The organism is Pseudomonas sp. 2FG, assembly GCF_005502935.1.
In the GTDB taxonomy this organism is placed as follows: Bacteria; Pseudomonadota; Gammaproteobacteria; order Pseudomonadales; family Pseudomonadaceae; genus Aquipseudomonas.
Genome location: NZ_SCMP01000015.1, coordinates 101,043 through 112,002, shown reverse-complemented (window position 1 = coordinate 112,002; position 10,960 = coordinate 101,043). Strand labels below are relative to the sequence as shown.

General features: G+C 61.5%; 10 protein-coding genes. 6 read left to right on the top strand and 4 right to left on the bottom strand.

All coding sequences use genetic code 11. The features are described 5' to 3' along the window. Window positions 1-118 precede the first annotated feature (118 nt). Complete coding sequence (gene tyrS / locus FFS13_RS15860; protein WP_137820051.1) at window positions 119-1,318, bottom strand: tyrosine--tRNA ligase; 1,200 nt, start codon at window positions 1,316-1,318, stop codon at window positions 119-121. Between the two features lie 212 nt (window positions 1,319-1,530). Between tyrS and FFS13_RS15850 the strand changes: the two genes are divergently transcribed. Both FFS13_RS15850 and FFS13_RS15845 read left to right on the top strand, forming a co-directional pair. Continuing rightward, window positions 1,531-2,973, top strand: coding sequence for a peptidoglycan DD-metalloendopeptidase family protein (locus FFS13_RS15850; RefSeq protein ID WP_137820050.1), 1,443 nt, complete (start codon window positions 1,531-1,533; stop codon window positions 2,971-2,973). 5 nt (window positions 2,974-2,978) lie between these two features. Beyond that, window positions 2,979-4,070, top strand: a complete 1,092-nt coding sequence (locus FFS13_RS15845) for an anhydro-N-acetylmuramic acid kinase (RefSeq protein ID WP_137820049.1) — start codon at window positions 2,979-2,981, stop codon at window positions 4,068-4,070. A gap of 78 nt (window positions 4,071-4,148) precedes the next feature. On the opposite strand, the gene erpA is transcribed toward FFS13_RS15845, so the two are convergent. Together erpA and argC are read right to left on the bottom strand one after the other, a co-directional pair. Continuing rightward, entirely contained in the window at window positions 4,149-4,499 is a 351-nt protein-coding gene (gene erpA / locus FFS13_RS15840; RefSeq protein WP_119952572.1) for an iron-sulfur cluster insertion protein ErpA, read from the bottom strand. Between the two features lie 207 nt (window positions 4,500-4,706). Beyond that, entirely contained in the window at window positions 4,707-5,741 is a 1,035-nt protein-coding gene (argC, locus tag FFS13_RS15835; protein WP_137820048.1) for an N-acetyl-gamma-glutamyl-phosphate reductase, read from the bottom strand. Window positions 5,742-5,873: 132 nt separating this feature from the next. Between argC and hemJ the strand changes: the two genes are divergently transcribed. The 4 genes from hemJ to FFS13_RS15815 all read left to right on the top strand — a co-directional run bounded on the left by hemJ (window position 5,874) and on the right by FFS13_RS15815 (window position 9,430). Further along, window positions 5,874-6,299: a protoporphyrinogen oxidase HemJ gene (hemJ, locus tag FFS13_RS15830; RefSeq protein WP_137820047.1), complete on the top strand. Its 426-nt coding sequence runs from the start codon at window positions 5,874-5,876 to the stop codon at window positions 6,297-6,299. 34 nt (window positions 6,300-6,333) lie between these two features. Continuing rightward, a complete protein-coding gene (locus tag FFS13_RS15825; protein ID WP_137820046.1) occupies window positions 6,334-7,296 on the top strand; it encodes a nitronate monooxygenase family protein in 963 nt (320 codons plus the stop codon). Between the two features lie 257 nt (window positions 7,297-7,553). Continuing rightward, the gene (locus tag FFS13_RS15820) at window positions 7,554-8,576 is read left to right on the top strand and encodes a DUF805 domain-containing protein (RefSeq protein WP_137820045.1); all 1,023 of its coding nucleotides are present in this window, start codon (window positions 7,554-7,556) and stop codon (window positions 8,574-8,576) included. A 65-nt stretch (window positions 8,577-8,641) separates the two neighbouring features. Then, window positions 8,642-9,430, top strand: coding sequence for an SDR family oxidoreductase (locus FFS13_RS15815; protein WP_137820044.1), 789 nt, complete (start codon window positions 8,642-8,644; stop codon window positions 9,428-9,430). Between the two features lie 30 nt (window positions 9,431-9,460). Here FFS13_RS15815 and FFS13_RS15810 read toward each other — a convergent pair whose 3' ends face one another. Further along, window positions 9,461-10,942, bottom strand: coding sequence for an AAA family ATPase (locus FFS13_RS15810; protein WP_137820043.1), 1,482 nt, complete (start codon window positions 10,940-10,942; stop codon window positions 9,461-9,463). Between the last annotated feature and the right edge of the window lie 18 nt (window positions 10,943-10,960).

The window sequence follows — 10,960 nt, the reverse complement described above, 5'->3', positions numbered from 1 at the left end:
TGCAACCCCTCTTTTAAAGCTAACTTCTTGTTATCTAAGAAGTTTTCTGAGAGGTCTGCGCCGGAAGTGGTGCGCATTATAGGCCCAGCAAATTAACCGTCAAGCACTTATTGTCACTTTATTCGGCTTTCAGCGTAACTCGTGCAAAAGCCTTCTTGCCGGCCTGGCAGACGTGAACCGAACCCCGCTTAAAGGTAAAGGCGCGATCCACCACCTCGCCATCTATGCGCACGCCACCCGAACCGAGCAGATCGCGCGCACCAGCGGCATTCTTCACCAAGCCCGCCTTATTAAGGAGGGACGCAATCGGCAGATCCTCAGCAGACACCAACTCGACCTCCGGCATATCTTCCGGCAACTCGCCATCCTTCATCCGGTTACCCGCCGAACGATGCGCACCAGCCGCCGCCTCTTCGCCATGGAAGCGCGCGACGATCTCTTCAGCCAGCTTGATCTTAATGTCTCGCGGGTTGGCACCTCGCTCAACACTCGCCTTGAACTCCTCAATTTCCGCCATAGCGCGGAAGCTGAGCAGCTCAAAGTAACGCCACATCAAAGCATCGGGAATAGAGACCAGCTTGCTGTACATGACGCCCGGCGCCTCCTGGATACCGACATAGTTACCCAGCGACTTGGACATCTTCTTCACCCCATCCAAGCCCTCGAGCAGCGGCATGGTGAGAATGACCTGAGCATCCTGACCATAAGAACGCTGCAGCTCGCGCCCCATTAGCAGATTGAACTTCTGATCCGTCCCGCCCAGCTCGACATCTGCACGCAAGGCGACCGAGTCGTACCCTTGCACTAAAGGATAGAGAAACTCATGGATGGCAATCGACTGATTGGTCGAGTAGCGCTTACTAAAATCATCACGCTCAAGCATGCGCGCCACGGTGTACTGCGATGCCAGGCGGATGAAATCCGCAGGCGTCAGCTGGTCCATCCAGGTGGAGTTGAACGCCACCTCTGTCTTGGCCGGGTCAAGAATCTTGAAGACTTGCGCCTTATAGGTCTCCGCGTTGTCCAGCACCTGCTCGCGGGTCAGTGGTGGACGCGTGGCGCTTTTACCGCTCGGATCACCAATCATGCCGGTGAAGTCGCCGATCAGGAAAATCACCTGATGCCCCAGCTCCTGGAACTGCCGCAGCTTATTAATAAGCACGGTATGACCCAGATGCAGATCCGGAGCGGTCGGATCGAAACCGGCCTTAATGCGAAGCGGCTGGCCGCGCTTTAGTTTTTCGATCAGCTCAGACTCGACCAAAACCTCTTCCGCGCCACGCTTGATCAGCGCCAGCTGCTCTTCAACCGACTTCATAACAGACCCGTTACCACCTAAAAATCAAAGGGAACCAACCATACAAGATCAGGCACTAATTACAAGTTTTGCCCCACCGTCGCACCCCAACTGACGACTGCCAAGCCCCCAAGCTTGCCTCCTGCGGGTTTTGGTTATATTTTATACAGTTATTTCATATTCATCATTTTCTTCATCTCTTCTATTCATCTTTTCAAAGTCAAAATCACCCTATGCCCCAGACAACCCCCAAAGCGCCTCCGCCGTACCCTAAAAGCCACATACTGGCGGCCAGCGGGGTCGCGGCGCTGCTTAGCTTGGCCTTATTGGTGTTCCCATCGCGCGAAGTAGAGGCAAAGAAGACTTACCTCGGTCTGGAGTTCGGCAACGGCTCCGAGCAGCTTGTGCAAGAGAAAGACGATCTCCGAGCAGACGCCATAGCCGCAGATGAGAGCCCCTCGCCATTTGCCACGATTGAAGGCTCCAGCGATAACCAAAACAGCGCCGGACAAGACACGAACAAGAAGAACAAAGCATCAAACCTAAGCGCTCGCGGTACCCCTCCAAGCGACCCACGCCACAAGACGATGACTGTTGCCAATGGCGATACCTTGTCCACGGTTTTCGCTAAAGCCGGCTTGTCCGCCACAGATCTGCATGAAGTCCTCAATAGCAGCAAAGACGCCAAGCAATTTGGCCAGCTCAAAGTAGGCCAAGTGTTGGAGATGAAGCTCACCCCAGAGGGCCAGTTAGAAGGCCTGCAGAGCAAACTGAGCGACCTAGAAAGCATCAGCCTAGCCAAGACCGATAAAGGTTTTGCCTTCAAGCGCGAACTGACCAAGCCTGCCGTGCGCGCCGCCTACGCTCACGGCGTGATCGACAGCTCACTGTTTGTTTCGGCCAAACACGCCGGCATGTCACATAACCTGACTATGGATTTGGCCAACGTATTTGGCTACGACATCGACTTCGCCCAAGATATTCGCGAAGGCGACGAGTTTGAGGTGATCTACGAAGAAAAGATCATCAACGGTAAGCAGGTCGGCACCGGCAGTATCCTCGCCGCACGCTTTGTTAACCGCGGCAAGCCCTTCAGCGCCGTGCGTTACACCAACAAACAAGGCTCAACCAGTTACTACACCGCCGATGGCAATAGCATGCGCAAGACCTTTATCCGCACCCCTGTGGATTTCGCCCGCATCAGCTCGCGCTTTTCCATGGGCCGGCGCCACCCGATCCTGAACAAGATTCGCGCCCACAAAGGTGTCGACTACGCTGCGCCGCGCGGCACGCCAATCAAAGCTGCGGGCGATGGCAAAGTACTGCTCGCCGGCCGCCGTGGTGGCTACGGCAATGCCGTGATCATCCAGCACGGCAATAGCTATCGCACCCTTTACGGGCACATGCAGGGTTTTGCCAAAGGCGTCCGCACCGGGGTGAGCGTCAAGCAAGGACAGGTCATCGGCTACATCGGCACCACTGGTCTATCCACCGGGCCGCACCTGCACTACGAATTCCAGGTCAAGGGTGTACACGTAGATCCGCTGGGCCAGAAAGTGGCCATGGCTGACCCGATCTCGCGCGCAGAGAAACAGCGCTTCCTGCAAATGAGCAAACCAATGATGGCGCGCATGGATCAGGAAAAAGCCACCATGCTGGCCCTGAACAAGCGCTAAACAGGATGCCGAGCTATTTAGGGGTAATGTCCGGAACCAGCTTGGACGGCCTGGACATTGCCCTACTCGAGCAGAACGACCACCCGACCCTGCTCGCGACCCATTACCTACCCATGCCAACCGAGCTGCGCGCCGAGCTGCTCGCCTTATGTGTATCGGGCCCGGATGAACTGGCGCGCGCTGCCATCGCCGAGCAGCAGTGGGTAGAGCTGGCCGCGCAAGGCATCGAGACACTACTTCACCAAGCGGGCCTGCAACCCAGCGATATTCGCGCCATTGGCAGCCACGGCCAGACCGTGCGCCATGAGCCGGCGCGCGGCTTCAGCATCCAGATCGGCAACCCGGCGCTCCTTGCCGAGCTGACGGGCATCAGCGTGGTTAGTGACTTCCGCCGCCGCGACGTGGCAGCCGGCGGCCAAGGCGCCCCCTTGGTGCCGGCCTTCCATCAAGCGCTGTTCGATGACGGTCGCAGCCGACGGGCCGTGCTCAATATCGGCGGTTTCAGCAATCTCAGCCTGCTCGAACCCGACCAGCCGGTACGCGGCTTCGACTGCGGGCCAGGCAATGTGCTGCTGGATGCCTGGATTCAGCGCCAGCAGGGCCAGAGCTTCGACCGCGACGGGGCCTGGGCGGCCAGCGGCCAGGTAGCGCCGTTATTGCTACAGGCCTTGCTCAGCGATCCGTTCTTCCAGACCCAGGGCCCGAAAAGTACCGGTCGCGAGCTGTTCAACCTAGGCTGGCTGGATCAACAGCTGACGAAGCTGCCGCCCTTTGCTCCAGAGGATGTGCAGGCGACCCTGCTGGAGATGACGGCACTCAGCATCACCGACGCCCTGAAAACCGCACAGAAAGACACCGAACAGCTACTGGTGTGCGGCGGCGGCGCACATAACGGCGCGTTGATGGCGCGCCTGGCTCATCTGTTGCCGGCCTGCAAGGTCAGCAGTACCGCCGACTACGGCGTACCGCCGGACTGGGTGGAAGCCATGGCGTTCGCCTGGCTCGCGCATTGCTGCCTGGAAGGCATCCCGGCTAACCGCCCGAGCGTCACCGGGGCGAGCGGGCTGCGCGTGCTTGGCGCGATTTATCCCGCCTGATTTGCCTGCCCGTTTTCCAACAGGCAGAAACGACAACGCCGCGCATAAGGCGCGGCGTCATGCCGTACAGCCAAGCGCTTAAATCGAGAAGGATGACCCGCAGCCGCAGGTGGTGGTCGCATTCGGATTCTTGATCACGAAACGCGAACCTTCCAGACCTTCCTGGTAGTCCACTTCGGCGCCCGCCAGGTATTGGAAGCTCATCGGGTCGACCACCAAACTCACGCCTTCGCGCTCGACTATGGTGTCATCATCGGCCACTTCTTCATCGAAGGTGAAACCGTACTGGAAACCCGAGCAACCACCGCCCGTGACGAACACCCGCAATTTCAGACGTGGATTGCCTTCTTCATCGACAAGGTTCTTGACCTTGCTCGCCGCGCCCTGCGTGAATTGCAAGGGAGTGGGTGTGAAGGATTCGACGCTCATGCTGCCTATCTCCCGGCTTTAAGCCGTCACAGTACGTTGGGACGCTGCATTATCCGCTTCCCCTAGAAAAACGGTCAACTATTGTGCGGCTCAAGCGCCGACCGGCCATTCCAATGATTCCCGTCGAACCGCTGAAAAGACCGCACGCTCGCCCCGCAGCCGCCATGTGGCGCTAGCCATAAGCGCTCGCGCGACCTGCGCCGGGGATCAAGGCAGCAATGCGGCGTGGGACAGGCCGAGGCGCTCATCCAGGCCAAAGAGGATGTTCATGTTCTGCACGGCTTGCCCGGAAGCGCCTTTGACCAGGTTATCGATCACCGACAGCACCACCACCAGATCGCCACCCTGTGGCCGGTGCACCGCAATCCGGCAGACGTTGGCACCACGCACGCTACGGGTCTCAGGATGGCTACCGGCCGGCATCACATCGACGAAAGGCTCCTTGGCGTAGCGCTGCTCGAAGAGTTGCTGCAGATCGACAGCCTTGTCGGCCACCGTGGCATACAGCGTGGAGTGGATGCCACGGATCATCGGCGTCAGGTGTGGGACAAAGGTCAGACCGACCTCACCACCGGCGGCGCGACGCAGCCCCTGACGGATCTCTGGCAAGTGCCGATGGCCTTTGACCGCGTAAGCCTTGAAGCTCTCAGACGTTTCACTGTACAGCGACCCCACGCTTGCGCCACGACCGGCGCCACTGATACCGGACTTGCAGTCGGCAATCAGCCGCGAGGTGTCGGCCAGACCGGCCTCCAGCAACGGCAGGAAACCCAACTGGGTCGCGGTCGGGTAGCAGCCTGGCACGGCGATCAAGCGCGCCTGCTTGATCTGCTCACGATTGACTTCCGGTAGACCGTAGACCGCTTCCGCCAGCAACTCTGGCGCGCCGTGCGGCTGGCCGTACCATTTGGCCCACTCCTCGGCATCTTGCAGACGGAAGTCGGCGGACAAGTCGATCACCTTGGTGCCGGCGGCCAGCAACTCGCCGGCCAGCGCATGGGCGACGCCATGCGGCGTGGCGAAGAACACCACATCGCAAGCGGCCAGGGTTTGCGTATCCGGCACACTGAAGGCCAGCGAATCGTAGTGGCCGCGCAGGTTCGGGTACATCTCATCGACCTTCATCCCGGCCTCGGAGCGCGAGGTAATCACCACCACCTCAGCCTGCGGATGCTGGGCCAACAGGCGCAACAGCTCTACCCCGGTGTAGCCCGTGCCGCCGACGATACCGACCTTGACCATCACTTGCCCCCTGCAAAAAGCCACTGGAAAGCTGCCGATGATAAGGCCGCATCGGCCATGGGCCAACCGTCATGGTGACGTACGGGCATAACAGCCACTACTATCGGGGCACTTTCAGTTGGGAATCGCGCAATGCTCTACCTATGGCTCAAGGCCCTGCACATCATCGCCATGGTCTGCTGGTTCGCCGGTTTGTTCTACTTACCCCGTTTGTTCGTTTACCACGCCATGAGCGAGGACAGCACCAGCCGCGAGCGTTTCTGCGTGATGGAACGCAAGCTCTACCGCGGCATCATGCTGCCGTCGATGCTCGCCACGGTGGTCTTCGGCATCTGGCTGCTGCTGCTCAACCCGAGTTTGCTGAGCCAGGGCTGGCTGCATGCCAAGCTGACTCTGGTGCTGTTGCTGATCGGCTATCACCACGTCTGCGGCGCCATGCTCAAACGCTTCGCGCGGGGCGAGCAAAATCGCAGCCATGTGTTCTATCGCTGGTTCAACGAAGCACCGGTGCTGTTGCTGCTCGCCATCGTGATTCTGGTGATAGTGCGGCCGTTCTGAGCCTGCCGACCTAATAAATGCATGAGGTAATACCATGTCCCTGCCCGCCCTGCTCGACCAACGCCTACGTTTACCAGTGGTCGCCGCGCCGATGTTTCTGGTCTCCAACCCGCAGCTGGTACTCGCCTGTTGCCAAACCGGCATAGTCGGCAGCTTTCCGGCGCTGAACCAGCGTGAGAGCAGCGGCTTCGAGGCCTGGCTGGAAGAGATCGAAGCCGGACTGCAGGCGGAGTCTGCGCCCTATGCGGTCAACCTGATCGTCCATCAGAGCAACCCGCGCCTACAGGCCGACCTGGCCATCTGCGTCGAACACCAAGTACCAATCGTGATCACCAGCCTCGGCGCGGTGAAGGAGGTCGTGGATGCCGTGCACAGCTACGGCGGCCTGGTCTTCCATGACGTCACCACCCGTCGACATGCCGAGAAGGCGGCCGAGGCCGGGGTCGACGGTTTGATCGCGGTGGCTGCCGGCGCCGGTGGACATGCCGGCACCTGGAGCCCGTTCGCGCTGATCGCCGAGATCCGCCAATTCTTCGACAAGACCCTGCTGCTGGCCGGCTGCCTGAATCACGGCCATGAAATCCTCGCCGCCCAGTTGCTCGGCGCCGACCTGGCCTACCTCGGCACTCGCTTTATCGCCACCCAGGAAAATGACGCGTCACTGGCCTACAAGCAGATGATCCTCGACGCCAGAGCCGCCGATATCGTGCATACCCCGGCCGTATCCGGGGTACCGGCCAGCTTCATGCGCCAGAGCCTGGAACAGGCCGGTTTCGATCTGACGCGCCTGCAGGACAAGGGCGAGGTCAACTACGGCGAGAAACTCAAGCCGATCAGCGACGAGGCCAAGGCCTGGAAAACCGTATGGTCGGCCGGGCAAGGGGTCGGCAATATCCGCGACTTACCCACAGTGGAGGCGCTGGTGAGCCGTCTCGATGCCGAATACCGCGCCGCCCAGGCCCGCTCCATTCAGCTCGGCCAGCGCTGGCCGCGATAAGCCGACGCCGCCGGCGCGCCTACTGTTTATAGGGTGCCCGCTGCCGGGTGTTTCTCCGCCCGCAACTGGCGGAAGGCTTGCTCGACGACTTCAGCGAACTGCGTCTATTGCGCCATAAACGGCTGGTCGGTCGCTGGTTGCCGCAGAGCCTTGGCTAAAGCATCGGTTGATTTTCTACCGCAGGCCGCTTGTCTCGTGGCCTGCGCGCCTATTACGCTGTGCCCGACCTTCTCTCTCTCGCCGACAAGGAAGCCCGCATGACCGATGCTCGATTCAAGATCGTCTTCACTGGCGAACTCATGCCCGCGGTGACACTCGACGCCGTCAAAGACAACCTCGCCCGCCTGTTCAAGAGCGACCGTGCCAAGATTGACGGGCTATTTTCTGGCAGCGCCGTGGCGCTCAAGCGCGATCTGACGGCGAGCGAGGCGGATAAGTATCTGGCCGCACTGCAGAGTGCCGGGGCAAAAGTGCGTAAGGAACCCGATCTTGCCGCCAGCCTGAGCCTGGTGGAAACCGATGACCACCGCACCAGCGAGCCGGAAAGCGCGCCGAGCAGCAACAATATGACCTGCCCCAAGTGCGGCCACGAGCAGCTCAAGTCCGTTGACTGCGCGGCCTGCGGTATCGTCATCGAGAAATACCTCGCCCGCCAGGCGCAACTGGCCGAAACCGCCACGGCACCGACCAACCCAACCGTCCCGGCCGCCAGCGCTGCCGCCCCTTCACCGTACGCCACGCCGCAAGCCCAGGTGGGTGAGGTGTTGCCGGAGTTCGGCGAACTCAATGTCTTCACTACCGATGGCCGGATCGGCCGCCTACGCTACCTCGGCTGGGGCATGGCGATGATGCTGATCGCCATACCGGTATTCGGCATCGTGATGGCGGGCATGGCGCTCTCGGACCTGCTCGGCGGCCTGCTGGCGGTAATCGCGGTGATCACCCTGGTGGTCATCAGCGTCTTCATCGGCGTGCAGCGGCTACACGATATCGGCTGGTCCGGCTGGCTGCTGCTGCTCAACCTGATCCCCGTGGTCGGCAGTGTCTTCTCCCTGTTGATGTTGCTTGTCCCCGGCAGCAACGACGCCAATCGCTTCGGCCCGCCACCGCCGCCCAACAGCCGGGCAGTCACTCTCCTCGCCTGCACGGTCATCCTCGTGCCGATCCTCGGCATCCTCGCCGCCATCGCCATTCCGGCCTACCAGGACTATGTCACCCGCGCCACCAGCGCCGCACTGTCCGCGCCGCCGGCGGAGCAAGTGGTGCCCGCCACGGAATAGATGCCGCCTCGGCAACCTTTTGGGGGCGGCACGGTCTACACCGCCCCTGCACCGGAGAAGCATGCATGCCCCGTTACGCCCTGATTACCGGCGCCTCCAGCGGCATCGGCCTGGCCCTGGCCGAAGCGCTGGCCCGGCGCGGCCGCAGTTTGATTCTGGTGGCCCGGCAGCGCGACGCCCTGGAAAGCATTGCCTGCGAGCTGACTCAGCGGTTTGGCGTCGAGGTGTTATTCCGCGTGTGCGATCTGGGCGAACCGCTGCAGCTCTCCGGCCTGCTGCATGAACTGGAACAGGGCGAGCGGCAGATCGACTTGCTGGTGAACAATGCCGGCCTCGGCACGTCCGGCCCCTTCCTGGAACAGGATTGGGGTCGTGAACGGCAGTTGATCGAGGTAAACATCCTGGCCCTGAGCCGCCTCTGCCATGCCCTGGGCAATGCCATGGCGCTGCAGGGCGGCGGACAGATCCTCAACGTTGCGTCGGTCGCCGGCTTCCAGCCCGGCGCCTGGATGAGCAACTACTACGCCAGCAAGGCCTATGTACTGCACTTCTCCGAAGGCTTGCGGGAAGAGTTGAAGAGTCGCGGCATCAAGGTCTCGGTACTCTGCCCGGGCCCCACCCGCACCGCCTTCTTCCGCGGCGCGCAGATGGATGTCAGCAGGCTTGAGGGCAGCAAACTGATGATGGGCGCCGAAGAGCTCGCACTGCTCACCGTCAAGGCGCTGGAGAAAAACCGCGCGATCATCATTCCCGGTTGGCGCAACCGATTGCTGGCGCTCAGCCCACGCCTGGCGCCGCGCTGGTTGGTGCGAAAACTCGTGGCCGCGATCAACAAAGCCTTCGCCGGGCGCTGAGCCCAGCCCCACCAACCGGCGTCTGGCTCTTTAGCCAGCAGGCACTGTCCGTCCACTCGCCCACGCCCGTAGCTGCGCCAGATCCTCCGCCATCACCACCGACAGCGGCGCGGTGCTCTTGATGTTCTGCAGCAGCAAACTCTGATCCACCGTTTGCTGCTGGGCTTGCCCGGCATACAGGGCACTGACCACCACCTGCTCGATTTCCGCCCCGGAGAAACCGTCGCTGGCTGCGGCCAGTTGCGCCAGATCGAAGCCCGCCGGCTCCAACTCACGGCGCGTCAGATGGATGCGGAAGATCTCCGCCCGCACCGTCGCATCCGGCAAATCGACGAAGAACAGCTCATCGAAACGCCCCTTACGCACCAGCTCCGGCGGCAGCCGGTCGATGGCATTCGCGGTCGCCACCATAAACACCGGCGCCTTGCGCTCGGCCATCCAGGTCAACAGCGTGCCGAGCACCCGTTGACTGACGCCGCCATCCTGCTCGCCGCTGGCCAGGCCCTTCTCCACTTCGTCCATCCACAACACGCAAGGCGCCATCTGCTCGGCCAGCTTGAGGGCTTCGCGCAGATTGCGCTCGGTCTCGCCAAAGAACTTGTTGTACAGACAGGCGAAATCCAAGCGCAGCAATGGCAAGCCCCACAGCCCGGCCACCGCTTTCGCCGCCAGACTTTTACCGCCGCCCTGCACCCCCACCAACAGCATGCCTTTGGGCAGATCGGCGCCTTTGCCTTCGAGGAAGATGCCTTGCCGCTCGGCCAGCCAGCGCTTGAGGTTGCTCAGCCCGCCGACCTCGGCGAAGCGCGCGGTGTCGTACTCGAAACTGAGCACACCCTCCAGATCGAGCAACTGGAACTTGGTCTTGTTCAACTCCGGCAAATCCTCCTGGGTGATCGCGCCATCGTCGCAAATCACCCCCCGCGCCAGGGCCCGTGCCTCTGCGTGGCTCATGCCGCGCAGGTTTTTCACCACCTGCAACAGGGTGCGGTTGTCGGTGCGCACCCGCGCACCGCGATTACGCTCGCTCCAACGCGTCGCCTCCTCGCGCACAATTGCCAGCAACTCATCTTCCGCCGGCAATGCCAGGCTGAACCGCGCGGCATAGCGCTGTACTTCCGCCGGCAATTTCAGCGCATGGGAGACCAGCACCAGGGTTGGCTTGTGCGGCGCCTCGACCATGGCGATTTCCTTGAGCAGGCGCACCAGCTTGGGGTTATCCGCGAGAAACGGATGCAGGTCGCAGAGCACATAGAGGTTCGGCTGCGGGTCGTGCTTGATCAGCTTGAGCGCCGCTTCCGGCTCGCTGGTCGGCTGTTCGCCCTGCTGCTCGGCACCGAAGCCCAGGCGCTGCAGGCCCTCGGTCACCGCCCAGGTATACAGGCCGAGACCGCGTTTGACCGCCAGACTGGTGAGCGTCTCCAGCACCCGCGGCTCATCCCAGGACTCGATCACCACCAGCTTGACCTTGGAGTCGAGCACCAAGCCCAGATCATGAATATCGTTTTTCACACCCACTCCTTGTGAATA

Bases quoted from the DNA above. Each gene is read 5' to 3' on its own strand.
- FFS13_RS15825 (WP_137820046.1), top strand. From the start codon at position 6,334: ATGTCCCTGCCCGCCCTGCTCGACCAACGCCTACGTTTACCAGTGGTC.
- hemJ (WP_137820047.1), top strand. From the start codon at position 5,874: ATGCTCTACCTATGGCTCAAGGCCCTGCACATCATCGCCATGGTCTGC.
- FFS13_RS15850 (WP_137820050.1), top strand. From the start codon at position 1,531: ATGCCCCAGACAACCCCCAAAGCGCCTCCGCCGTACCCTAAAAGCCAC.
- FFS13_RS15820 (WP_137820045.1), top strand. From the start codon at position 7,554: ATGACCGATGCTCGATTCAAGATCGTCTTCACTGGCGAACTCATGCCC.
- tyrS (WP_137820051.1), bottom strand. From the start codon at position 1,318: ATGAAGTCGGTTGAAGAGCAGCTGGCGCTGATCAAGCGTGGCGCGGAA.
- FFS13_RS15845 (WP_137820049.1), top strand. From the start codon at position 2,979: ATGCCGAGCTATTTAGGGGTAATGTCCGGAACCAGCTTGGACGGCCTG.
- erpA (WP_119952572.1), bottom strand. From the start codon at position 4,499: ATGAGCGTCGAATCCTTCACACCCACTCCCTTGCAATTCACGCAGGGC.
- argC (WP_137820048.1), bottom strand. From the start codon at position 5,741: ATGGTCAAGGTCGGTATCGTCGGCGGCACGGGCTACACCGGGGTAGAG.
- FFS13_RS15815 (WP_137820044.1), top strand. From the start codon at position 8,642: ATGCCCCGTTACGCCCTGATTACCGGCGCCTCCAGCGGCATCGGCCTG.